This is a genomic window from Halomonas sp. HG01 (assembly GCF_000968715.2).
Classification (GTDB): Bacteria; Pseudomonadota; Gammaproteobacteria; order Pseudomonadales; family Halomonadaceae; genus Halomonas; species Halomonas halophila.
In genome coordinates this window covers 2,369,740-2,392,765 of the sequence record NZ_CP022134.1, presented here as the reverse complement: position 1 = coordinate 2,392,765, position 23,026 = coordinate 2,369,740, and the positions used below count along the sequence as shown (strand labels likewise).

At 65.8% G+C, this 23,026-nt stretch carries 27 protein-coding genes and 9 tRNA genes; 30 read left to right on the top strand and 6 right to left on the bottom strand.

Annotated elements, in window-relative coordinates; all coding sequences use genetic code 11:
• Positions 1–118 precede the first annotated feature (118 nt).
• The gene (locus UN84_RS11345) at positions 119–1,135 is read left to right on the top strand and encodes a quinone-dependent dihydroorotate dehydrogenase (protein WP_046080082.1); all 1,017 of its coding nucleotides are present in this window, start codon (positions 119–121) and stop codon (positions 1,133–1,135) included.
• Positions 1,136–1,228: 93 nt separating this feature from the next.
• Here the strand turns inward: UN84_RS11345 and rmf are convergent, their stop codons facing one another.
• A complete protein-coding gene (gene rmf / locus UN84_RS11340) occupies positions 1,229–1,435 on the bottom strand; it encodes a ribosome modulation factor (RefSeq protein WP_081945816.1) in 207 nt (68 codons plus the stop codon).
• A 261-nt stretch (positions 1,436–1,696) separates the two neighbouring features.
• Between rmf and rlmKL the strand changes: the two genes are divergently transcribed.
• Complete coding sequence (rlmKL, locus tag UN84_RS11335; protein WP_046080083.1) at positions 1,697–3,886, top strand: bifunctional 23S rRNA (guanine(2069)-N(7))-methyltransferase RlmK/23S rRNA (guanine(2445)-N(2))-methyltransferase RlmL; 2,190 nt, start codon at positions 1,697–1,699, stop codon at positions 3,884–3,886.
• A gap of 16 nt (positions 3,887–3,902) precedes the next feature.
• Entirely contained in the window at positions 3,903–4,241 is a 339-nt protein-coding gene (locus UN84_RS11330) for a glutaredoxin family protein (RefSeq protein ID WP_046080084.1), read from the top strand.
• Between the two features lie 33 nt (positions 4,242–4,274).
• Here UN84_RS11330 and UN84_RS11325 read toward each other — a convergent pair whose 3' ends face one another.
• Positions 4,275–4,556: a hypothetical protein gene (locus UN84_RS11325; RefSeq protein ID WP_046080085.1), complete on the bottom strand. Its 282-nt coding sequence runs from the start codon at positions 4,554–4,556 to the stop codon at positions 4,275–4,277.
• 106 nt (positions 4,557–4,662) lie between these two features.
• Between UN84_RS11325 and pdxB the strand changes: the two genes are divergently transcribed.
• Positions 4,663–5,814, top strand: a complete 1,152-nt coding sequence (gene pdxB, locus UN84_RS11320; RefSeq protein ID WP_046080086.1) for a 4-phosphoerythronate dehydrogenase PdxB — start codon at positions 4,663–4,665, stop codon at positions 5,812–5,814.
• A 124-nt stretch (positions 5,815–5,938) separates the two neighbouring features.
• On the opposite strand, the gene htpX is transcribed toward pdxB, so the two are convergent.
• From htpX to msrB, 4 genes are all read right to left on the bottom strand, one after another.
• On the bottom strand, positions 5,939–6,838 hold the full coding sequence (htpX, locus tag UN84_RS11315; protein WP_046080087.1) for a protease HtpX: 900 nt from the start codon (positions 6,836–6,838) through the stop codon (positions 5,939–5,941).
• Positions 6,839–6,983: 145 nt separating this feature from the next.
• Positions 6,984–8,213, bottom strand: coding sequence for a pyridoxal phosphate-dependent aminotransferase (locus UN84_RS11310; protein ID WP_046080088.1), 1,230 nt, complete (start codon positions 8,211–8,213; stop codon positions 6,984–6,986).
• A 79-nt stretch (positions 8,214–8,292) separates the two neighbouring features.
• On the bottom strand, positions 8,293–9,261 hold the full coding sequence (gene ylqF / locus UN84_RS11305; RefSeq protein WP_046080089.1) for a ribosome biogenesis GTPase YlqF: 969 nt from the start codon (positions 9,259–9,261) through the stop codon (positions 8,293–8,295).
• Positions 9,262–9,337: 76 nt separating this feature from the next.
• On the bottom strand, positions 9,338–9,739 hold the full coding sequence (msrB, locus tag UN84_RS11300; RefSeq protein WP_035595307.1) for a peptide-methionine (R)-S-oxide reductase MsrB: 402 nt from the start codon (positions 9,737–9,739) through the stop codon (positions 9,338–9,340).
• Between the two features lie 171 nt (positions 9,740–9,910).
• On the opposite strand from msrB, the gene UN84_RS11295 reads away from it, so the two are divergent.
• From UN84_RS11295 to UN84_RS11170, 26 genes are all read left to right on the top strand, one after another.
• Positions 9,911–9,986, top strand: a tRNA-Glu gene (locus UN84_RS11295).
• Between the two features lie 24 nt (positions 9,987–10,010).
• Positions 10,011–10,085 (top strand) — tRNA-Gly (locus UN84_RS11290).
• Between the two features lie 4 nt (positions 10,086–10,089).
• A tRNA-Glu gene (locus UN84_RS11285) sits at positions 10,090–10,165 on the top strand.
• Between the two features lie 27 nt (positions 10,166–10,192).
• Positions 10,193–10,267, top strand: a tRNA-Gly gene (locus UN84_RS11280).
• A 3-nt stretch (positions 10,268–10,270) separates the two neighbouring features.
• A tRNA-Glu gene (locus tag UN84_RS11275) sits at positions 10,271–10,346 on the top strand.
• Positions 10,347–10,369: 23 nt separating this feature from the next.
• Positions 10,370–10,444 (top strand) — tRNA-Gly (locus UN84_RS11270).
• 3 nt (positions 10,445–10,447) lie between these two features.
• A tRNA-Glu gene (locus tag UN84_RS11265) sits at positions 10,448–10,523 on the top strand.
• 21 nt (positions 10,524–10,544) lie between these two features.
• Positions 10,545–10,619 (top strand) — tRNA-Gly (locus UN84_RS11260).
• 462 nt (positions 10,620–11,081) lie between these two features.
• A complete protein-coding gene (locus UN84_RS11255) occupies positions 11,082–12,038 on the top strand; it encodes an ABC transporter ATP-binding protein (protein WP_046080090.1) in 957 nt (318 codons plus the stop codon).
• Positions 12,035–12,808, top strand: coding sequence for an ABC transporter permease (locus UN84_RS11250; protein WP_046080091.1), 774 nt, complete (start codon positions 12,035–12,037; stop codon positions 12,806–12,808). Before UN84_RS11255 ends, UN84_RS11250 begins: the two co-directional genes overlap by 4 nt.
• Before the next feature lie 2 nt (positions 12,809–12,810).
• Positions 12,811–13,647: an NADPH-dependent 7-cyano-7-deazaguanine reductase QueF gene (gene queF, locus UN84_RS11245; protein ID WP_046080092.1), complete on the top strand. Its 837-nt coding sequence runs from the start codon at positions 12,811–12,813 to the stop codon at positions 13,645–13,647.
• Positions 13,648–13,741: 94 nt separating this feature from the next.
• Entirely contained in the window at positions 13,742–14,302 is a 561-nt protein-coding gene (locus UN84_RS11240; RefSeq protein WP_046080093.1) for a nitroreductase family protein, read from the top strand.
• A gap of 2 nt (positions 14,303–14,304) precedes the next feature.
• A complete protein-coding gene (locus UN84_RS11235) occupies positions 14,305–14,808 on the top strand; it encodes a YiiD C-terminal domain-containing protein (RefSeq protein WP_046080094.1) in 504 nt (167 codons plus the stop codon).
• Positions 14,809–14,930: 122 nt separating this feature from the next.
• Positions 14,931–15,018, top strand: a tRNA-Ser gene (locus UN84_RS11230).
• A 153-nt stretch (positions 15,019–15,171) separates the two neighbouring features.
• A complete protein-coding gene (locus UN84_RS11225; RefSeq protein ID WP_046080095.1) occupies positions 15,172–16,428 on the top strand; it encodes a tyrosine-type recombinase/integrase in 1,257 nt (418 codons plus the stop codon).
• Between the two features lie 125 nt (positions 16,429–16,553).
• Complete coding sequence (locus UN84_RS11220) at positions 16,554–17,162, top strand: hypothetical protein (RefSeq protein WP_046080096.1); 609 nt, start codon at positions 16,554–16,556, stop codon at positions 17,160–17,162.
• A gap of 90 nt (positions 17,163–17,252) precedes the next feature.
• Positions 17,253–17,426: a helix-turn-helix transcriptional regulator gene (locus UN84_RS11215; RefSeq protein ID WP_046080097.1), complete on the top strand. Its 174-nt coding sequence runs from the start codon at positions 17,253–17,255 to the stop codon at positions 17,424–17,426.
• Between the two features lie 272 nt (positions 17,427–17,698).
• Complete coding sequence (locus tag UN84_RS11210; RefSeq protein ID WP_173835001.1) at positions 17,699–17,875, top strand: hypothetical protein; 177 nt, start codon at positions 17,699–17,701, stop codon at positions 17,873–17,875.
• A complete protein-coding gene (locus UN84_RS11205; protein WP_046080098.1) occupies positions 17,872–18,096 on the top strand; it encodes a hypothetical protein in 225 nt (74 codons plus the stop codon). Before UN84_RS11210 ends, UN84_RS11205 begins: the two co-directional genes overlap by 4 nt.
• A complete protein-coding gene (locus tag UN84_RS11200; RefSeq protein WP_046080099.1) occupies positions 18,093–18,296 on the top strand; it encodes a hypothetical protein in 204 nt (67 codons plus the stop codon). Before UN84_RS11205 ends, UN84_RS11200 begins: the two co-directional genes overlap by 4 nt.
• A complete protein-coding gene (locus UN84_RS11195) occupies positions 18,289–18,462 on the top strand; it encodes a hypothetical protein (RefSeq protein WP_161796820.1) in 174 nt (57 codons plus the stop codon). The genes UN84_RS11200 and UN84_RS11195 overlap by 8 nt, the downstream gene beginning before the upstream one ends.
• Entirely contained in the window at positions 18,447–20,693 is a 2,247-nt protein-coding gene (locus UN84_RS11190) for a hypothetical protein (protein ID WP_173835000.1), read from the top strand. The genes UN84_RS11195 and UN84_RS11190 overlap by 16 nt, the downstream gene beginning before the upstream one ends.
• On the top strand, positions 20,694–20,990 hold the full coding sequence (locus UN84_RS11185; RefSeq protein ID WP_046080100.1) for a hypothetical protein: 297 nt from the start codon (positions 20,694–20,696) through the stop codon (positions 20,988–20,990).
• 206 nt (positions 20,991–21,196) lie between these two features.
• The gene (locus UN84_RS11180; RefSeq protein ID WP_046080101.1) at positions 21,197–21,385 is read left to right on the top strand and encodes a hypothetical protein; all 189 of its coding nucleotides are present in this window, start codon (positions 21,197–21,199) and stop codon (positions 21,383–21,385) included.
• On the top strand, positions 21,378–22,166 hold the full coding sequence (locus tag UN84_RS11175) for a hypothetical protein (RefSeq protein ID WP_046080102.1): 789 nt from the start codon (positions 21,378–21,380) through the stop codon (positions 22,164–22,166). The genes UN84_RS11180 and UN84_RS11175 overlap by 8 nt, the downstream gene beginning before the upstream one ends.
• A gap of 15 nt (positions 22,167–22,181) precedes the next feature.
• Entirely contained in the window at positions 22,182–23,024 is an 843-nt protein-coding gene (locus UN84_RS11170) for a hypothetical protein (protein ID WP_046080103.1), read from the top strand.
• Positions 23,025–23,026: the final 2 nt, after the last annotated feature.

Sequence of the window (23,026 nt, the reverse complement as noted above, 5' to 3'; positions counted from 1 at the left end):
GTCCGGTCAGTGAATCATACAAGAAGTGCCGGGCGGTCGTTGGTTTCCGAGTTCGTCGTGGCGATGCGGCTGCGCTATACTCGCGCCCCGATTTTCCGCCGCCGTCCCAGGAGTCGCCATGTATTCCCTCGCCCGTTCGCTGCTGTTCCGTCTCGATGCCGAGAAGGCCCATGGCCTGGCGCTGTCGGGGCTGGACCTGGCCGACCGCCTCGGCCTGGCGAAGACCCTGGGCGAGCGCGTCGATGATCCGGTGGAGCTGATGGGGCTGAGTTTCCCCAATCGGGTGGGCCTGGCCGCCGGGCTCGACAAGAACGCCGACCATCTGGACGCCCTGGGCGCGCTCGGCTTCGGTTTCGTCGAGGTCGGCACCGTGACGCCCAGGCCCCAGGACGGCAATCCGAAGCCGCGGCTGTTCCGCCTGCCCGAGGCCGGCGCCATCATCAACCGCATGGGCTTCAACAACGCCGGCGTCGACCACCTGATCGCCAACGTGAAGGCCAGCCGTTATCAGGGCGTGATCGGCATCAACATCGGCAAGAACCTGACCACGCCGGTGGAGCAGGCGGTGGACGACTACCTCCACTGCCTGAACAAGGTGCATGCCCACGCCCACTACATCACCGTGAACATCTCGTCGCCGAACACCCCGGGGCTTCGCAACCTGCAGTTCGGCGAGCATCTGGACGAGCTGCTCGGCACCCTGCGCGAGGCGGGCGACCGACTCGACCGCGACAGCGGGCGGCGCGTGCCCCTGGCGGTCAAGATCGCGCCGGACATGGAGGCCGAGGAGGTGGGCCTTGTGGCGCGCAGCCTCGAGGCCAATCGCATCGATGCGGTGATCGCCACCAATACCACCATCGCGCGAGAAGCGGTGGCAGGACTCGTCCACGGCGACGAGCAGGGCGGGCTGTCGGGGCGGCCGGTGTTCGAGGCCTCCAACACCGTGATTCGCGAGCTGCGTCGGCACCTGCCGGAGCTGCCGATCATCGGCGTGGGCGGCATCGACAGCGGCGAGGCGGCGATGGCCAAGCGCGAGGCGGGCGCGGATCTGGTGCAGCTGTATTCCGGCTTCATCTATCGCGGGCCGGGGCTGGTCGGGGAGTGCGCCCGGGCGCTGCGCGGCTGGCGTCGCTGAGCCCGGCGGATCGAGGCGCACTAAAAAGCCCACGCGAGGCGTGGGCTTGTGAGGTTCGTCAGGGTAACGAACGGCGATCCGCTCGAATGGAGGTCAGATCACCATGGGGTTCTTGTGAATACCGGAGATGCCCGTCATGCCGGACCACTGGTCTCCACGACCTTCACGCCAACCGCTCATCCAGTACTCGCGTAGATTGATATCCTGATTCGGACAGTCATCGCGGGAACGACCTGAGACACCCGCCTTGTACCCGTGAACATAGGCACGCTGGAAGCGATCACGTTTCTGTCGTTTCATTGGACTACCTCTTGCGAAAGGCACCGATGGCATACGACGCACAGGCGTCGCACCCGTTAAGCGAGGGCGTCGAAAATGGCGCGTCAGCGAATCGCGCCGACAGGTCCTTGCCCTCATGACAGGAATGCATGCGTTGTCTGGTAGCTACCAATTCATTCATAGCGCAACCTGGTCGATGCCGTCGACAGGTGATTTGTAACAAAGCGTACATTCAGGCGTCACGCGGGCGTGGCGGGCCTGATGCCACCCGATGGATTTCTCATGACCGAACGACGAGCTACCGACTCCCTGGCCTTCCTCGCCACCTGTCCCAAGGGGCTGGAACTGCTGGTGTCCGACGAGCTGGCCGCACTGGGCGCCACGCCCGGCAAGACGACCCTGGCCGGGGTGCACTTCCAGGCCGACCTCGAGACGGCCTACCGGGCCTGCCTGTGGTCGCGGCTGGCCAACCGGGTGGTGCTGTGCCTGGTGCGCGAGGAGGGCATCGAGACCCCCGACCAGCTGCGCGCGGCCACGGCCGGCGTGGCCTGGGGCGAGCACCTGCCGCGTGGCGCCACCCTGGCGGTGGACTTCCATGGCCGCTCCACCGAGATTCGCCACACCCGCTTCGGCGCCCAGACCGTCAAGGACGGCGTGGTCGATCGCCTGCAGGCCGACGGTCTGCCGCGGCCGAACGTCGACACCCGCCAGCCGGATCTGCGTCTCTACGCTCATCTGCATCGCGGTCGGCTGACCTTGGGCATCGACTTCGCCGGTGACAGCCTGCATCGGCGAGGCTATCGCCGCGACGTGGGCCACGCGCCGCTCAAGGAGAACCTGGCCGCCGCGCTGCTGATCCGCGCCGGCTGGCCCGAGCGGGCCCGCGAGGGCCAGCCGCTGGTCGACCCGCTGTGCGGCGCCGGCACCCTGCTGATCGAGGCGGCGATGATGGCCGCCGACATGGCGCCCAACCTCAACCGCGAGCGCTTCGGTTTCCAGGGCTGGGCCGGCCATGAGAAGGCCTGCTGGCAGGAGGTCAAGCGCGAGGCCGAGGCCCGGGCCAGCATCGGCCGCAAGCGCTGTCGCTGCCGGATCCACGGCTTCGACCAGAGTCCGCCGGCGCTGTCGTCGGCCAAGGCCAACGCCATGCGCGCCGGCATTCCGGCGCTGATCACCCTGAAGGGCGCCAGCCTCACCGAGCTCAAGCGCCCCGAGGATTTCGACCCCGAGGCGAAGGGCCTCGTGATCACCAACCCGCCCTACGGCGAGCGGCTCGGCGAGCTGCCGGAGCTGGTCGGCCTCTACGCCGATCTCGGCGAGCGGGCGCGCCAGGCCTTCCCGGGCTGGCGCCTGGCGCTGTTCACCGGCAACCCCGACCTCGGCCATCGCACCGGGCTGCGTGCCCACAAGCAGTATTCGCTGAAGAACGGCCCGCTGGACGCCAAGCTGCTGCTGATGGACGTGCCGGAGGATGCCCAGGACGCAGGCAAGGGCGAGCCCGCTGCGTCCGCTCCGCCGCCGCGCTCCGAGGGCGCGCAGATGTTCGCCAATCGCCTGACCAAGAACCGCAAGCGGCTGAAGAAGTGGCTCAAGCGCTCCGGCGAGACCTGCTACCGGCTGTATGACGCCGACATGCCGGAATATGCCCTGGCCATCGACGTCTACGGCGACCACGTGCACGTGCAGGAGTACGCGCCGCCGAAGTCGATCGATGCCGGTCAGGCCCAGAAACGCCTGTTCGAGGCGCTGGCGGTGATTCCGGAGGAGCTGGAGGTCGACGCCAGCCGGGTGGTGGTCAAGCGCCGCGAGCGCCAGAGCGGCCGCGCCCAGTACCAGAAGCAGGCCGCCAGCGGCGAGCGCTTCGAGGTCCGGGAAGGGGCGGCCCGGGTGTGGGTGAACCTGCGCGACTACCTCGATACCGGGCTGTTCCTCGATCACCGCCCGGTGCGGCGCATGCTCGGTGAGATGGCCCAAGGCAAGCGCTTCCTGAACCTGTTCTGCTACACCGCCACGGCCACCGTGCAGGCGGCCCTCGGCGGCGCCTCGGACAGCGTCAGCGTCGACCTGTCGAACACCTACCTCGACTGGGCCCGCGACAACTTCGCCCTGAACCGCCTCGACCCCTCGCGCCACCGCGTGGTGCGCGACGACTGCTTCCAGTGGCTCGAGACCGCCGGCGTCCACTTCGACCTGATCTTCATGGACCCGCCGACCTTCTCGAACTCGAAGAAGATGGCCGACACCCTGGACGTGCAGCGCGACCACGGCCGGCTGGTACGCCTGGCCATGGCGCGGCTGGCGCCCGGCGGCACCCTGGTGTTCTCCAACAACCAGCGCCGCTTCAAGCTCGACGCCGAGCTGTCCGAGGCTTACGCGGTGGAGGATATCTCGGCGAAGACCTTCGATCCGGACTTCAATCGTCGCCCGGACCTGCATCACGTCTTCCTGATTCGCCATCGCGAGTCGGGCTAGAGGAGGTGCGAGCCGCATGATCCATCTGACGCTCTACACCACGCTCGGCTGCCACCTGTGCGAGACGCTGGAGGCTGGGCTTTCGCGCCTGGCCGGCGTCGAGGTTCGCCTGACGCGGGTCGAGATCAGCGAGGACGAGGCGCTGCTGGCGCGCTTCGGTGAGCGCATTCCGGTGCTGGTGGACGAGGCAGGGGCGGTGCTGGAAGGCGCCGTCTCCCCGGCGCGGCTGGCCGAGTGGCTGGCTGCGCGGGGCTGGCTGGACGACAGCGCCTGGCAGGCGATGCAGGGAGAAGCCGATGCACCGTCGGAGCCGGGTGGCGCGGTCAGGCGCCGGGGGCGTCGCTATCTCGGATAGGCGCTGAGGGGCGAGTCGAGGTTCAGGGAAGGGTCAGAGCTGGTCGAGCAGCGACAGCTGATTCACCGCATCGCGCCCTTCCGGGCTGTGGTCGTCGGCTTCCAGCACCTTGTGGAAGCCGCGCGAGGCCTGGATGGTGGCCTCGTCCTCGAGCCACATCATGGCCTGGCCGTGGTCGTCGGCGAGCCGATGCTTGAGTCCGCCGAACTGGGTGCCGATCTGGCCCCAGGCGCGGCTGAAGATCCAGTCGCCGAACATGTCCTGATGGACATGTACCAGCACATAGTCATGGTCGGTTTCCCAGCGGACGATCACGGCGACTCCCGAGGTCGGCGGCGGCGCGACGCGCGCCGCTCGTGTAACATGACCCGTATTGTAAGGCCTTGTGTTCCATGGACAAGTCAAGCGGGAGGAAGGACCCATGAGAATCGTCGTCGATGCCAACGTGCCGGCCGCGGAGACCTGTTTCGGGCCGCTGGGCGAGGTGGTCCGGGTGCCCGGCCGCGAGATCGATGCCGACACGGTGCGCGACGCCGATGCGCTGGTGGTGCGCTCCATCACCCGCGTCGACGAGGCCCTGGTGGCCGGCTCCCGGCTGCGCTTCGTCGGCACCTGCACCATCGGCACCGACCACGTCGACCAGGCGGCGCTGGCCGCGCGCGACATCGGCTTCGCCAGCGCCCCGGGCTGCAACGCCGAGGCGGTGGTCGACTACGTGCTGACGAGTCTCGCGACCCTGGCCGAGCGTCAGGGCTTCTCGCTGCTCGAGCGCACGGTCGGTATCGTCGGGGTCGGCAACGTCGGCGGCCGACTGCGCGCGCGACTGGAGGCCATGGGCATCGCCTGCCTGGCCTGCGACCCGCCCCGCGCCGAGGCAGAAGGCGACGATGGCTTCCATGAGCTGGACGCGCTGATCGATGCCTGCGACGTGCTGTGCCTGCACACACCGCTGGTGCGCGATGGCCGCCATGCCACCCGTCACCTGCTCGACGCTCGTCGCATCGCCGAGCTGGCGCCGGGCACCGTCGTGCTCAACGCCGGGCGGGGCGACTGCCTGGACGGCCAGGCGCTGCGCTCGCGGCTCTCGGGGCAGGGCGACATCACCGCGCTGCTCGATGTCTGGGAGCACGAGCCCGGCATCGACGCCGCGCTGTGCGACCTGGCGGCGATCGCCACGCCGCATATCGCCGGCCACAGCCGCGACGGCAAGCTGCGCGGCACCCACGTCATCTACCAGGCGCTGACCCAGCGCTTCGGCCTGCCGGTGCGGCTGACCCTGGCGGACTTGTCGCCGGCGCCGCCGCTGGCCTCGCTGACCCTCGACGGCGGCCTGTCGCTGGAGGAGGCGCTGCGGCTGTGCATGCGCGCGGTCTATGACGTGCGCCGTGACCACGACGCCCTGCACCGGGAGAGCCGCCGCCAGGGCATGGCGGTCGGCTTCGACGACTGCCGCGCGAATTACCCGCTGCGCCGGGAGTTCTCGACCCTGGCCGTCGAGCTGCGCCCGGCGGCCGGGGCCCTGGCCGCGCCGCTTGCGGCCGCGGGGTTTCGGGTGGTGCACGGTGAGGGGTAAGGAGGGAAGTGTGAGGAGAAGGGCATAGGCGCCGAGCTACAAGCGCCGAGCTACAAGAAAACCCGAAGGCCAAGGCCTTCGGGTTTTCTTTTGCTTCGGTCGGTTCACGCTGTCGAGTTGTAGCTTACTGCCGATAGGCCGCCTCTTTAAGTGCACGAATGCGGTCGTCGAGGGGCGGGTGGCTGGCGAACAGCCGCTCCATCAGCTTGCGGGTCTGGCCGGTGGTGATGGCGAACGCGGTCAGGGTATCCGGCATCTGGTCGGCCATCTGGGTCTCGGCCTTGAGCCGGCCCAGGGCATTGATCATGGCGCCGCTGCCGGCCAGCCTGGCGCCCGCGGCGTCGGCGCGGTACTCGCGGAAGCGCGAGAACCAGGCGACGATGGCCGAGGCGATCAGGCCGAACACGATCTCGGCGACGATCACCACCGCGAAGTAGCCGAAGAAGCCCAGGCCTTCGTTGTCATCCTTGCGCAGGAAGCTGTCGACCAGCTGGGCCACCACGCGGGCGAAGAACATCACGAAGGTATTCAGCACGCCCTGAACCAGCGCCAGGGTCACCATGTCGCCGTTGGCCACGTGGCCGATCTCGTGGGCCAGCACCGCGCGCACCTCTTCCGGGCGCATGCGGTTGAGCAGGCCGGCGGAGACCGCCACCAGGGCGTCGTCCTTGTTCCAGCCGGTGGCAAAGGCGTTGGACTGCTCGGCGGGGAAGATGCCCACTTCCGGCATCTTGATGCCGGCCTCGCGGGCCAGCTCGCCCACGGTGTCCAGCAGCCACTGCTCGGTGCTGTTGGAGGGCTGCTCGATGATCACCGTGCCGGTGCTGCGCTTGGCCATCCACTTGGAGATGAACAGCGACACCATGGAGCCGGCCATGCCGAAGATGAAGCAGAAGATCAGCAGGCTGTTGAAGTTGATGCCCTGGGCGGTGAGGTAGGGCTCCACGCCGAGCAGTCGCAGGGTGATGCTGGCCACCAGGATCACCGCCAGGTTGGTGCCCAGGAACAGCAGGATTCTCATCATTGCCGGAACTCTCCCATGAGGGTTGTCGTGCAGGCGCCGCGCCCGGGTAGGCGCGGCGAGTAGAAGCATCTGCTTAGATACGGACTTTCGTCGAGGGTTTCAAGCGCAGCGTCGCCGTGGGCTCATCGACGATGGCGAGACGGGGTCACTGGCGGTAGCGCGACAGGAACCGCGCGAAGCGATCCAGGGCGTCGTCGAGCTGCTCGGCCCAGGGCAGGGTGACGATGCGCACGTGGTCCGGCTCGGGCCAGTTGAAGGCCGTGCCCTGCACCAGCAGGATCTTTTCCTGCAGCAGCAGGTCGAGCACCAGCTGCTGGTCGTCCTGGATGTTGAACACCTTGGGGTCGAGGCGCGGGAAGGCGTAGAGCGCGCCCTTGGCCTTGGTGCAGGACACGCCGGGAATGGCGTTCAGCTTTTCAAAGGTGATGTCGCGCTGGGCCAGCAGCCGGCCGCCGGGCAGCACCAGGTCGTTGATCGACTGATAGCCGCCCAGCGCGGTCTGGATGGCGTGCTGGGCCGGCACGTTGGCGCACAGGCGCATCGAGGCCAGCATGTTGAGGCCCTGGATGTAGTCCTGGGCGCGCTGCTTGGCGATGCTGCCCGACAGCGTCATCCAGCCGCTGCGGAAACCGGCGCAGCGATAGCTCTTGGACAGCCCGTTCATGGTCACCACCAGCTGGTCGTCGCCGGCCAGGGAGCCGGTGGAGACGTGCTCGGTGCCGTCGTAGAGGATCTTGTCGTAGATCTCGTCGGAGAACACCACCAGGTTGTGCTCGTGGGCGATCGCCAGCAGTTCGCGCACCACCTCGGGCGGATAGACGGCGCCGGTGGGGTTGTTGGGATTGATGATGACGATGGCCCGGGTGTGTTCCGTGACCTTCTTGCGGATGTCGTCGAGATCCGGTGCCCAGTCGGCCTGCTCGTCGCACAGGTAGTGCACGGCGCGGCCGCCGGAGAGATTGGTGGCGGCGGTCCACAGCGGATAGTCCGGTGCCGGGATCAGCACCTCGTCGCCGTCGTTGAGCAGCGCCTGGAGCGAGATGGTGATCAGCTCGGAGACCCCGTTGCCGACGAACACGTCCTCGACGCCGACGCCGGGAATGCCCTTGCGCTGGCACTCCTGCATGATCGCCTTGCGCGCCGAGTAGAGCCCCTTGGAATCGCAGTAGCCCTGGGCGGTGGGCAGGTTGCGCATCACGTCCTGGAGGATCTCCTCCGGGGCCTCGAAGCCGAACGGCGCGGGGTTGCCGATGTTCAGCTTGAGGATGCGCTGGCCTTCCTCTTCCAGGCGCTTGGCGTGGTCGAGTACCGGGCCGCGGATGTCGTAGCAGACGTTTTCGAGCTTGTGCGATTTCCTGAGCGAGGCAGTGTCCATGGGGTCGAATCCAGTGGTGTCCAGGGCCGCCGGTCGGCGGGGTGATCGTCTTTGGGATAAGAAGAATCGTCAGTGTGGCTCAGCCGGCCGCTTCGTCGTCGGCGCTGGCGGAGGCATCCGGGGCCTCCTCGGGCGGAGCCGCCGGAATGTCGTCCGGGGTCTCGAGGGTCACGCGGCCGAGCTTGCCGTCGCGCAGCTCGTGGAGCAGAACCTCGGCGCCGCGATGTAGATCGACCTCGCCGCCGGCGCGCAGGCCGCCGCGCTTGCTGGCGATGGTGGAGAGCAGGGCGTGGCCGTCGAAGCCGGCCTCGGCCAGCAGATCGAGCTGGGCGTCGCCGTCGGCTTCGACCCGGTCGGCGTCCGGATGCCCCTCGTAGGGAGGCAGCGTCTTCAGCTTGTAGCGGGCGGAGAACGCCTCGGGATAGCGCTTGGCCAGCTCGGCGGCGGCCACCACGGCCACGTCGACGTAGTCGATGGCGGTGTCGCGGATCGCCCCGCTGGCGGCCAGTCGATAGGCGCTGGCCTGATCCTCGATCTTCGGCCACAGCACTCCAGGAGTGTCGATCAGCGCCACCTGGCCGTTGATGCGCACCTTCTGCTGGCGCTTGGTGACCGCCGGCTCGTTGCCGGTCTTGGCGATGGTGCGCCCGGCCAGGCCGTTGATCAGCGTCGACTTGCCGACGTTGGGAATGCCCATGACCATCACCCGCACGTCGCGGTCGGCGCGCACCTGGCCGGCCAGCTCGTGGCACAGCTTGGGGATGCGCTTGAGCTCGCGCGACTGGGTGGTGGTCACCGCCAGCGCCCGGGTGTCGGGCTGGGCGTCGAAATGGGCCGTCCATTCCTTGGTGCGCACCGGGTCGGCCAGGTCGGCCCGAGAGAGGATCTTGAGCACCGGCTTGTGGCGAGTGAGTTCCGCCAGCATGGGGTTGGCGCTGGAGTAGGGCAGACGGGCGTCGAGCACCTCGATCACCACGTCGATCTCCGGCAGCGCCTCGAGAATCTGCCGGCGCGCCTTGTTCATGTGTCCCGGGTACCAGCCGAGCATCATCCCTCTCCTGCTACTAAATGAAACGGCCGACCATCATAGCAGATGGCCGGCCGCTGCAGGGTGGGGGAAGACGCTATTCGCCGGGGTGGAAGTCGATGGCCACCGAGTTGATGCAGTAGCGCTGGCCGGTGGTCTCCTGCGGGCCGTCGGGGAAGACGTGGCCGAGGTGGGCATCGCAGCGGGCGCAGAGCACCTCGATGCGCTGCATGCCGTGGCTGGAGTCCGCCTGCTGTTCCACGCAGCCGCTGGCCAGGGGGCGGTCGAAGCTCGGCCAGCCGCAGCCGGCGTTGAACTTGTGCTCGTTCTCGAACAGCGGCGCGTGGCAGCACACGCAGTGATAGATGCCGTGTTCGTCGGTGGTTCCGTAGTCGCCCGAGAAGGGGCGTTCGGTGCCTTTCTCTCGGGTCACGTGATACTGCTCGGGGGTGAGCTGTTCACGCCATTCGGCCTCGCTCTTCTCTACCTTCTTGCGCATGGCCTCTACTCCTCGGTTGCGTCGCCAGGTGCGTGCACCTCATTGTGACATCAAGACACGACGTTTTTTCCAGCTCGATCGTTAACGCTAGATCGTCGGGCCACTCCCGCGCTTGACACTTTCCCGTCGTGTCAGTACTATACGCGCCATCTCGACGAGGCGAGACACAGCGTCCCATTCGTCTAGTGGTCCAGGACACCGCCCTTTCACGGCGGTAACAGGGGTTCGAACCCCCTATGGGACGCCACTCTTCTCGATGAGATACCGGAGCGCGGGAATAGCTCAGTGGTAGAGCATCGCCTTGCCAAGGCGAGGGTCGCGAGTTCGAATCTCGTTTCCCGCTCCAATGCGTCCCATTCGTCTAGTGGTCCAGGACACCGCCCTTTCACGGCGGTAACAGGGGTTCGAACCCCCTATGGGACGCCACTTCCGGTGTTTGACAATGCGAAAGCTGCGGGAATAGCTCAGTGGTAGAGCATCGCCTTGCCAAGGCGAGGGTCGCGAGTTCGAATCTCGTTTCCCGCTCCATGCGTCCCATTCGTCTAGTGGTCCAGGACACCGCCCTTTCACGGCGGTAACAGGGGTTCGAACCCCCTATGGGACGCCACTTCGCAGTGTCACCAGGTTTAAGCGGGAATAGCTCAGTGGTAGAGCATCGCCTTGCCAAGGCGAGGGTCGCGAGTTCGAATCTCGTTTCCCGCTCCATGCGTCCCATTCGTCTAGTGGCCTAGGACACCGCCCTTTCACGGCGGTAACAGGGGTTCGAACCCCCTATGGGACGCCACTATGCAGCACCTCCTTCCAAGCGGGAATAGCTCAGTGGTAGAGCATCGCCTTGCCAAGGCGAGGGTCGCGAGTTCGAATCTCGTTTCCCGCTCCATTCGAAGGTTTCTCTCCACCGGTCAGGCTAAGGCTCGCGTCACGAGCTGGAACGCCAGCCCGGTCGATCTCGTTTCCCGCTCCAGTAGGTCTCTAGGGAATATCATTTGGCCAAGGCTCGGATCACGATCCGGTGTGCCGGTCCAATCGAATCTCGTTTCCGCTCCATTCGAAGATTTCTTTCCACCGGTCAGGCCAAGGCTCACGTCCTGAGCTGGAGTGCCAGCCCGGTCGATATCGATTCCCGCTCCAGATTGTCTTAAGCACTTCTCTGATCACCGGTCCGGCCTGATGCGCCTGTTCGGGATGTCGTGATTGTGCCCCTGGGGTCTTTCCTCGCCATGCCGCAAGCGCATGCTTCCTGCAAAGCCACCCGACTCGTTCGCCCGCGATTGAATTTGGCGGAATCGTCCCCATGATAGTGGGCCTTCGACGACATTCACCCAAGTACACAGGACTGCTCATGGCCGAACCGGCGCTGTCCATTCGTGGCCTGACCAAGGTCTACGGCAATGGCTTCCAAGCCCTCAAGGGCATCGACCTCGATGTCGAGCAGGGCGACTTCTACGCCCTGCTGGGCCCCAACGGTGCGGGCAAGTCCACCACCCTAGGGGTGGTCTGTTCGCTGGTGCAGAAGACGGCCGGCAAGGTCTCGATCTTCGGCATCGACATCGACAAGGACTTCGCCAAGGCGAAGTATCATCTCGGCGTGGTGCCCCAGGAATTCAACTTCAACCAGTTCGAGAAGGTCATCGACATCGTGCTGGCCCAAGCCGGCTACTACGGCATGTCGCGCCGCGAGGCCCTGCCGCGTGCCGAGGAGCTACTGCGCGATCTGGGGCTGTGGGACAAGCGCAACGGCAGCGCCCGCATGCTCTCCGGCGGCATGAAGCGCCGGCTGATGATCGCCCGCGCCCTGATGCACCGCCCCAAGCTGCTGATCCTCGACGAGCCGACCGCCGGGGTCGACATCGAACTGCGCCGCAGCATGTGGGAGTACATGCGTCGCATCAACGAGAAGGAAGGCACCACCATCATTCTCACCACCCACTACCTGGAAGAGGCCGAAAGCCTGTGCCGGCGCGTGGGCATTATCAACCACGGCGAGATCATCCGTGACACCAGCGTGCGCGACCTGCTCGCCGAGCTGGACACCGAGACCTTCCTGCTCGACCTGGCGCATCCGCTCGAGGAAGCGCCCGCCATCGACGGCTTCGACGTGCGCAAGTCCGACGACGCCCAGCTGGCGGTGATGGTCCATCGCGGCCAGCGCCTGAACGACGTCTTCGACGCCCTGGGTCAGCAGGGCATCGAAGTGGTCTCGATGCGCAACCGTGCCAACCGACTCGAGGAAATGTTCGTCTCCATGGTGGAAGAGGGGCAGAAATCCGCTAAATCCGACCAGGAGGCCCGTTCATGAACGCCACCCAGATCGCCATTGCCCTCTGGACGCTGGTGTCCAAGGAGATCCGCCGCTTCACCCGGATCTGGCCGCAGACGCTGCTGCCGCCGTCGATCACCATGACCATGTACTTCATCATCTTCGGCAACCTGATCGGATCGCGCATCGGGGCCATGGATGGCTACAGCTACATGGACTTCATCGTGCCCGGCCTGATCATGATGGCGGTGATCACCAACAGCTACTCCAACGTCGCCTCGAGTTTCTTCTCCAACAAGTTCCAGCGCAGCGTCGAAGAGATGATGGTCTCGCCGATGCCCAACTGGGTCATCCTCGCCGGCTTCGTGCTGGGCGGCATGGCGCGCGGCCTGGGCGTGGGCGTCATCGTCACCTTCGTGTCGCTGTTCTTCACCCGCATCGACGTGGCCCATCCGCTGCTGACCATCGGGGTGGTGGTGCTGACCGCGGCGCTGTTCGCCATCGGCGGCTTCATCAACGCGCTGCTGGGCAAGAAGTTCGACGACATCTCCATCGTGCCGACCTTCGTGCTGACGCCGCTGACCTACCTGGGCGGGGTGTTCTACTCGATCTCGCTGCTGCCGGCCTTCTGGCAGGGCGCCTCGATGCTCAACCCGATCCTCTACATGGTCAACGTCTTCCGATACGGCTTCCTGGGCGTCTCCGACATCCCCGTGGGCTGGGCCCTGACCGCCATCCTCGGCTTCATCGTGGTACTGTTCGGCATCGCCCTGTGGATGCTCAACAACGGCAAGGGCATCAGGAGTTGACCATGGCACACCAACGACCCGAGACGCTCGCGGAGGCCCCGCTGGGCCGCGAGTCCGCCTACCCGGAGCACTACGACGCCGGGCTGCTGTACCCGATCGCCCGCGCCGCCAACCGCGCGCCGCTGGGCATCGAGGAGGGCGCGCTGCCGTTCGTCGGCGAGGACGAATGGCACGCCTTCGAGGTCTCCTGGCTCAACGCCCGCGGCAAGCCGATCGTCGCCGTGGCGCGCTTCCGGCTGCCGGCCGAGTCGCCGCGGCTGATCGAGTCCAAGTCGTGGAAGCTCTACCTCAACAGCTTCAACCAGACCCGCCTGGCCTCGCAGGACGAGGCCCGGGCGATCATGGAGCGCGACCTCTCCGCCGCGGCTGGCGCGCCGGTGGCCGTGGAGCTGTTCGGCGTCGACGACGCGGCGCTCGCCCCGCGCCGCCTGCCGGGGGAGTGCATCGACGAGCGTGACATCGAGGTCGAGGACTACACGCCCAGCGCCGAGCATCTGGCCACCGGCGACGAGATCGTCGAGGAAACGCTGCATTCGCACCTGCTCAAGTCCAACTGCCCGGTCACCGGCCAGCCCGACTGGGGCAGCGTGATGATCCGCTACCGCGGGCCGCGCCTCGATCGCGACGGCCTGCTGCGCTACCTGATCGGCTATCGCCAGCATCAGGACTTCCATGAGCACTGCGTCGAGCACATCTTCATGGACCTGATGGAACGGGCGAAGCCCGAGCGGCTGCTGGTGCTGGCGCGCTACGTGCGCCGCGGCGGCCTCGACATCAGCCCCTGGCGCGGCACCCCTGGGGAGCAGCCGCCGACGCCGCTTCGTCTGGCGAGACAGTAGGGCTTTTCCGCCGCCAGACGCGGCACGACAGCCATCGAGCGGCTTGATAGAGTATCGAGAACCTTTCTCGTCTGACCTCGGCAAGGAGACACCGATGGATGCGATGACGCTGCTGCAACAACGCAGCTCCATGGGCAAGCTGATGGCCCCGGCCCCCAACGCGGAACAGCTCGAGGCGATGTACCGGGCCGCGCTGCGTGCTCCGGACCACAAGGAGCTCCGGCCCTGGCGCTTCATCGAGTTCTCGGGCGACGGGCTCGACCGCCTCGGCGAGCTGTTCGCCGAGGCCGAGCGGGTCGAGAACCCCGATGCCCCGGAGGCCGTGCTCGAGGGCGCGCGCAAGAAGCCCAGGCGCGCACCGATGATCATCGCCGTGGTCGCCAGGGTCACCCCGGACGAGCCCAAGGTGCCGCGGGTCGAGCAGGTGATCTCCGCCGGCTGCGCCGCCCACGGCCTGCTGCTGGCCGCGCACGCCCAGGGCCTGGGCGCCATGTGGCGCACCGGCAAGTACGCCTTCGACGCCACCGTGCGCGAAGGGCTCGGCCTGGCCGGGCAGGACGAGCTGGTCGGCTTCCTCTATCTGGGGCAGATCGGCGGCCGCCACCGCCCGGTGCCCGAGCACGACCTCGACGCCTTCGTCGAGCGCTGGAGCTGAGCATGCGCGAGCTCGGCGTTCCCCATCCGCGCCTGCCGCTGCCGTCGGCGGGCGGGGAAGACGATCCGGCGGCCTTCCTGGCCTGGCTGCGCGAAGCCATCCCGATGGTCGAGCATCTCGGTATCGAGGCCATGCGGCGCGACGGCGAGGCGCTGGAATGGCGGCTCGCCATTGCCCCGAGCCTCAACGACAAGGGCACCGGCTTCGGCGGTGCCCTGACCGCCCAGACCACGCTGCTCGGCTGGTGCTGGGCCACGCTCTGGCTGCGGCGTCACGGTGTTGAGCGCGACGTGGTGGTGGCCGAGGCCAGCCAGCGCTTCCTGGCGCCGGTGACCGGCGACTATCGGCTGGTCTGCACGCCGGAGAGCGATGACGGCCCGGCGCGCCTCGAGGAGCGTCTGGCGGAGCGGGGCAGGGGGCGCATCGCCCTGGTGCAGCGCCTGTACTGCGGCGAGACCCTGTGCCTCGAGGCCCGCGGCGACTACGCCGTGCGCCCGGCAGGCTGAGCCACCGGGCCCGATCTGCAAGAAATCGAAAAAACCACTTGCGTACACGGACTTAAGTGGATAATATACGCCCCGTTCTCGAGGCAAAGGCAGCAAGCCAAACGGTTCGAGAGCCAAAATGCGGAGGGGTGTCCGAGTGGTCGAAGGAGCACGCCTGGAAAGTGTGTAAGTCGAAAGGCTTCGAGGGTTCGAATCCCTCCCCCTCCGCCAGAACACCCCGATTAAGCCGCCCTCCGAGGCGGCTTTTTCGTGTCTGAGCCCCGCCACTACGCCATTTCCGGCCTATTCGCTTGTATCACGCCGAATCGCCTACTATCATCCAATGGCACCTTTTTATGTTGGGTAGGAAGTTGGGAGGGAGAGATGCCGAGAGTTGCGAAGACGCTGACACCGCTGGAGATCAAGCGGCTCGTGGAGCCTGGCTTCTATTCGGTCGGGGGCGCGGCGGGCCTGCACCTGCAAGTGACGAAGAGCGGCGCCCGCTCGTGGATTCTGCGCACGATGGTCGGCAGCAAGCGCCGAGACATCGGCCTCGGCAGCGCCAGGGAGGTGTCCGTGGCCAAGGCCAGGGAGTACGCCCTGGAGATCAAGCGCAAGATCAAGGAGGAGGGCATCGACCCGGTAGCCGAGCGCCAGGCCGCCCGTAGCGCCCTGTTGGCCGCCCAGGCAAAGGCCATCACCTTCGAGGAGTGCGCCCGAAAGGTGATCGACAAGAAGAAGAAAGAGGCCAGCAACAAGAAGCACGGCAAGCAATGGGAGACCACCCTGGAGACCTATGCTTTCCCGATCCTCGGCAAGATGGGGGTGGACGACATCGAGCTGGCGCACATTGTTGAGGTGCTGGAGCCGCATTGGTCCGAGAAGACAGAGACCATGACCCGAGTTCGCCAGCGTATCGAGGCCGTGCTGTCGTGGGCCTCCGCACATGGATACCGGGAAGGCCCGAACGTGGCCGCCTGGAAAAATAACCTCGACGCCATCCTGCCGGCGCCGGCCAAGATCGCTAAGGTGGAGCACCACCGCGCCCTGGACATCGACGCTACCCACGACTTCATGGCCGACCTTCGCCAGCGGCAGGGCATGGCCGCCCGGTGCCTGGAGTTCGTCATTCTCACGGCTGTGCGTTCCGGCGAGGCCCGTGGCGCCGTCTGGTCGGAGATCGACTTCGACAAGGCGGTATGGACCATCCCCGCCGAGCGCATGAAGGCCGGCAAGAAGCATCAAGTCCCGCTGTCGAAGCCCGCCGTCCGGCTGCTGGAGTCGCTGCCAAGGGGCGAGGACGACGCCCTGGTGTTCCCCGCGCCCAGGGGCGGCAAGCTGTCCGACGCGGCCATGGGCGCCGTGCTCAAGCGCATGGGGCACAAGGTGACGGTCCATGGCTTCCGCTCCACCTTCCGCGACTGGACCGCCGAGCGCACCAGCACCCCGCACCATGTTGCGGAGATGGCCCTGGCCCATACCATCGCCAACGGCGTGGAAGCCGCCTACCGGCGTGGCGACCTGCTGGAGAAGCGGGCGACGCTCATGAAGCAGTGGGCCGACTTCATTGACACCAAGCCGGCCAAGGGCGAGAACATCACCCCGATACGGCAAAAGAAAGTTGCCGAACCGAAGTCATGAACATCATGAAGTCATGCAAGTCGGAAGCGAGGCGGACGGGTGATCCGCCGACTGGCCATTTAAATCAGTTACTTGTGGTTGATTCGAGGTTTTACCCAACAATAGAGCCATCAAAGGAGGGGGGCATGGATGATGTCGAGTATCGCCGCGCCATCCGTGATGCGGTAGAGAGCGCCCTGCTGGAGCGCATGGAGCGACCTTTGACGGCTGAAAAGGTGGAGGCAACGCTGGCAGCCGCCATTGGCCTGACCTCCCACCTAGATCAGTGGAGGGCGACAAGAAACCCGCATCACGTCGATATGTTCCTGGTCGGCTGTCGGCGCATGGGGATCGCGCCTCCGGCTGCTGCATCTGGCGACATAACCGAGGTCGCCATGCTACGGATGGAGGATAAGCTGCCCCCTGGAAGTCGAACCCAGGTTATCAGGGATGCCGCGTTGGAGAAGGCGTTTATCCTCATGATGAACTTGAAGTTCCATGGTGCACCGATGGCAGAGGCGGCAAGTAAGGCTGCCCGCTGGCTCAATGACCACCACCCCGACCTGAAGCCAACCCCATACAAGGCGAGCGGCCTGCAACGCCAGTATGAAAAGGGGTGGCTTAACTCAGAACATGAGAAGGCGTTGGCGAGGGTCTGGGAGGTTGAGCCATCCGAGAAGAAGCGCCAGCTATGGATCGACCTTCGAGCGATCCTCCCCGAGTCTGGAGACGGCGAAACCGGGGAGCGCCGCTAATCCGAAAAACTTCCTTTGAGTTTTTCCCGTCCCTTCCGAAAGCCTCCTCGGCAATCTGGTCTTGCACTCCCTTAGACGAGGCAAGACCTAATGACCTATCTCACCGTCAAGCAACTCGCCACCCGCTACTCCGCCAGCGTCCCGACCATCTGGCGCTGGGCGCGTGAAACCGACTTCCCCAAGCCGATCAAGCTGACTTCCAACTGCACTCGCTGGCGCCTGGCCGACCTCGAAAAGTGGGAAGCCGAGCGGGAGGTGGCCTAATGCTTGCGCATATCATCCCGTCTAACTACCATGGTTCCGCTGCCGCAAATTCGGCAGCCGACCTTGGCCGGTCGGAATACGAAAGGCGCACAAGCGCCCCAGCAATGTCAGGCGCTTTTTTTGTGCCTGCCATGCGTCATGGTGGCTGTGCGTGGGACGCCTTCGGGCGTGCCGGGTTCCTTTCGTCCCGGTCGGCCAACCCGCGTACAGCCGCCCCCATCCGATGCTTGGCCGCATCCGGGGACGGCTCCACAACGAAAGGAGCGTCACCCATGCGATTCCCCGCCCTCAATCCGTCCAAATCACGCGCCGCCGCCCATCGAGCGATGGCCCGCGCCGCCCTTTTCTCCGACTCAAGCGCCCGCGTCCGCCTGCGCCGCTACAACGCGCACATGGCCAAAGCCCGCCGCCTGGAAGCCCGCACTGCCGGCCAGGAGGTGGCGTCATGAGCCGCGAAGATCATTACGACAACCTGACCCTGGCGCGTGAGCACTTGGAAAACGCCGCCACCATGTTCAAGACCATCGTGGTACTGCTGGAATCCGACGCACCGGACGCCCTGAAGCACGCCAAGCGCATCGCCAGCCTTTCCCACGATTCCGCCGACATCGCAGCCGGCGACTTCGATGACTTCGCCAGTGAGCTGAAGGCAGAGGAGGGCAAGGCATGAGCTACCCCACCAAATCCGACCACATCGACGCGCACGCCCGCCAGGCATGGGCGCTGGCTGAATTGCTGATCGACCACTTCGGCGGACAGGAAGATCACAACGTCCTGTCCGACGACATCATGGCCGGGCTGATGGAGAACCTGAGCCACCACCTGGCGCAGATACAGGCGATCAATGCCGAAGGGGACGTAGATGACTGAGGACGCGCATCAAATCGCCCTGCTGGCTGCTGAAATCCGCGACGACTTGCAGCGTGCCGAGAGCGCCGGCAGAGCAACCATCGGGCTGTGGGCGCTGATGAGTTACGCCGAGCGCCTGGAGAAGCTGGCGAAGAAGATGGAGGGGCGCGAATGGTCGAACCAATGAAAACGCCCACCCCTCGGCAGGGGCAGGCGCAAAGCGATAACGACACCGATCATTATGGCCACCCGTACCTGGAGCGCAAGGAGATTGCCCTGGCTGACCTGCAAGCGGTCTGCGGGGCAAGTGTCGCCGTCGAGGAGGGCGAAGTGCGATGCCATGGCGCCGAGGACTGGCGCGGCTCGATGATCTTTCGGGAGCTGGTGGACGCTGCTGGAGCGTCTGCCGGTTTCGAGCGAATCCTGCCGGAGAAGATACAGAAGGCCGAGGACGCCAAGCCGGGGGACAAGTTCACGACACCGGGAAGTAAGGTGTCCGGCACCTTCACCCCCATTGGCTTCGCACCGGCTGACCTGCTGAGCCTGTCGGGGCCGCTGATCGTCTGCGCTGGCCTGGCTGACGGCTACTCGATCCATGCGGCCACGGGGTTTCCTGTCGCCTGCTGCGTCGGGGAGCCGATGGTGGCCAGCGTCGTCAAGGTGCTGCGCACTGCCGCCGGTCGCGCCGAGCTGCTGGCCGCCGTGGACAATGACGAGGCGGGGCATCGTGCCGGTGAGCGGGCCGGGATCAAGTGGGCCTGTCCGGCCACGCTCAAGGACTGGAGCGACGTTCGCCAGCAAGAAGGGCTCCAAGCCGTCAAGGAGCAGCTACTGGCTACCCGTGAGCAGGCGCCAGCCGCCCGGGAAGAGAAGGAAGACGAGGAGGGCGACAAGAAGCAGTCGCAAACCGACCTGATCGTGGCGTTCGTTCAAACCTGGAACGACCTCTTCCATGACGACAATGACGTGCCCTATGCCCGGCATCGGGGCACTGGTGAGGTCCGGTCCCTTGGGAGTCGCGCCTTCCGGCACTGGCTGACCGCCGACTTCTATGCCCAGCACGAGAAGGCCGTTCGTGACCAGCCGCTTCGGGAAGCCCGAATGACGCTGGAAGGGATCGCTATGCAGGAACACCGCCAGGTAAGTATCCGCGTCGCTGGTAGCGATGGGCATTGCTGGATCGACCTCGGCACCCCTGGAAGCAGCCGCTGCATCCACCTTCGGGCCGGCGCCTGGACTATCGAAGAGCAGAGCGAATTGATGTTCTGCCGATCCGAGAGCGCCCAGCCGTTGCCGGAGCCGATGAAGGGCGGGAGCGTCGATCCGCTGTGGCTGGTGGCCAATGTCCCCGAGCGTGCCCGCCTGCTGGTTGTGGCCTGGCTGGTGGAGTGTCTGCGAACAGACACGCCTTACCCGGTGCTGGAGCTGCTGGGCGAGCAGGGAAGCGGCAAAAGCGGCACCCAATCGGCGCTGCGCCGGCTGATCGACCCCAACGCCGCCGACCTGAGAGGCGTCCCCAAGTCTGCCGAAGACCTCTTCGTGAGCGGTGGGGCCAATCATGTCATCAGCATCGAGAACGTGAGCCACCTTCCGGCGCCGCTGCAAGACGCCATGTGTGTGGTGGCGACCGGGGGCGGCTTTGCCAAGCGCAAGCTATACACGGACGGCGACGAGAGCGTCATCAACCTCAAGCGCCCGATTGTGCTCAACGGCATATCCGCCGCCGTCACGCAGCAAGACCTTGTGAGCCGAGCCATTACCGTCGAGCTGCCGGTGATCCGTGACGCCCAGGCCAAGGACAGGATGGATGCCGAGTTCGAGGCCAGTCGCCCGGCGATCCTCGGCGCCCTGCTGGACATTGCGGCCCGCGCCCTGGAGCACCTGCCAGCGATGGAGCTGCCGCCCGAGCGCCGTCCGCGCCTGGTGGAGTTCGCCTACCTCGGCATGGCGGTCGCCAAGGCGATGGGGCACGACCCCGAGGAGTTCATGCGCCAGTTCAGCGCGGCCCGCCAGGACGGATTGGAGCGCACGCTGGAGTCGAGCCCGGTGGCCACTGCTATTCGGGATTGGGCAGAGATTCACCCTGGCGAGGTGCGTGACGAGCCGGCGAAGCGGTGGCTTGAAATCCTGTTCGACTACAAGCCCCAGGGGGCCGACACCTGGCCACGATCTGCCAAGGGGCTGGGCGATGCCATGCGTCGGGCTGCGCCCGCACTCCGGCAACTCGGCGTCGAGTGCCAGAGCCTCGGCAATGTCGGCGGCAGGGTGAAATGGCGCATCGGTCAAAGAAAATTGCCGGAGCAATGTCATTCAAGTCATGAAGTCATAGGCCAGCCAGGGGGAGAGCATGACTTTATGACTTCTAAGACTTCGGTTCAGGAAGTTTCTTTTCCCAAGGCGTCCGGGGAGGAGTTCTAGATGGCTGCCCTCGACTACCTCCGAGCCCACGACCTTCACGCCGAGCCAATGCCGGGTGGCCGCATCTATGTGTGGCCTTCCGAGAACATCACCGACGAGGCCCGCGTCTGGATCAAGTCACACAAGGCCGATCTGCTGCGAGAGCTGTCCCCGGCGAACAGCGACCGGCAAAGAAGCTGGCGTGTGATCGTCGGCGGCAAGGCCATGACTATGGTGTCGCGGGATCGACTGCTATCGCCAGAGGAGGCGTTGGAAGCCGCCCGGTCCCGTTGGACTGACGCCCGCATCGAGGGATGACGACATGCCCGGCCATCGTGCCGGGCTTTTTTGTGCCCTGGTTGCAGGCGAAAGCAGGTAATGGCGGAGACGCAATCCGCCGCTAATCTATTTAAATCAGTATCATGAAGGATCAATTTACATGTACCCAACATTAGAACCTACATAAAAGAGGGGTTTATTGGTATATTCCGCAATAGGCCACCACCAATGAGAGGGACCGCGCCATGCCTGAGCCTGACGCCCGCACTGGCCGCCCGCGTGGCAGCCGCAACCGCAAGCCGTCCAAGACGGCGATCCGCAACTACTACGCCCTCCTTCGAGAAGCTGCCGACAAGGGCGACATCAATGCCGCTGGCAAGCTGATCGAGCTGGACATTCTGGACACCACCCGAAAGGAAGACCGCCATGCCTGAGCAACGCCCCGCCATCCAACTCGCCGGCACCCAAATCCGGCTCCACTACTCCGATCACGACTGGTCGAGCATCACCGGCACCCGAGTCGATACGCCGACCGGACAGTGGCCAGCCGGGGGGAACCTCCGCGCTGCCCGCGAGGCCCAGGACGCTGCCTTGGCGGCCTTCGATGAAGCGGGAAGGGCCATCATCAAGGCGAAATCTGATGGCGACTTGAACGACGCCGCCAAGCATCGCCGCGCACAAGACGCCGCCGATGCCTACTTCACCCGCGTCAATAGCGCCATCGAGAAGATGGGGCAGGGGATGGCCACCATGGCAAATGCCGCCGCCGAGACCCTGACCAGCGTTCGCCAGCTAGATGCCGGCGACACCGTGGGCGAGCTGCGGGATCAAGAAGCCCGTGCCTACGTTCGCAGTCTGGAGCCTTCCGAGCGTCAACGCCTGGTGGTGGCCATGACCAAAGGCGAGCACCCCGAGGTGACGGCCTCCGTGCTGCGCGGTCCCGGCCTGGTGTCCGGTCTGGGCGCCGACACACTGGCATCCCTGAACCGGGCCGGCGTGATGGCCAGCTACCGGGAGAGTATCCATGCCCTGCGCGACTTGCTGATGGTCCGTGACGACGTGGTACGGACTGCGATTGCGGGCGCTGATGCCCTGGCTCAAGTCGAGCCGACCGTCCGCCCTGTGGCCACTCGTGCCAATGCCTGGCGCTCAGATGAGGGGGCCGACGCCCTCCGCGAATGGATCGACGCCTTCAACCTGCCGACTGCTGCGTAACCCGAGGGGATAGCTATGAACCGCCGAACTGAGACCTTTACCGCCGCCCAGCGCAAGCTGATGGTGCCCGCCCATGACTGGCAGCCGATGATCGAGCACAAAGTGGCCGGCATCCATGGCCTGGTGCCGAATGAGCCGACCACCTGGCAGACCGGGCGACTCATGCGCAACGCCCGAGACCTGGCCCTTGATGCAGTGGCCAAGTTCGAGCAATGGGCGCCGCGCCTCGATGCCATCAACAAGAATGCCGACCTTTCCGTGCAAGGTCGCCAACGTGCCGCCCTGGAGATCGTGACGCCGATCCTGGAAGAGCTGGAGAGCCAAGCCGAGGCAATGGCCGAGGACATCGAAACCATGTACCGCCAGGCCCAGGGCGGTCTCTCCCCGGTGCGCCCGCTGCGGAATGGCGACGTGGTAGGCCATGCCCAGGATCGAGAGATTCGCGAGTTTCTGCGCGGGCTGGATGACAAGCGCCGGAACGCCTTGCATAAGGCGATGCTGGAGGGTAGCCACCCGGACATGGTGAGCGCCGTCCTGCGAGCGCCAGAGGCCATGCTGTCCGGTTTCACCGACCACGACGCCCAGCGTCTCGAAGCTGCCGGCATTGCGGCCACGCATGGCGAGACCTTGGATATGCTGGATCGCATGGCCGTGGCTTTCGATGACGCCCGCGTCTCCGGTCTCCGTTCGATCGACGCCTTGGCCGGTATCTGCGAACTGCGGAAGGATGGCAATGAGGTCGATAAGCGCATCAAGGCCGCATTCGCCAAGCATCCGACGCTTGCTGAGTTCCGCGACTGGCTGGGTACTATTCCGCGCCCGCCCAAGCAATATGAGCCACTGACAGAGGCCGCCTAACC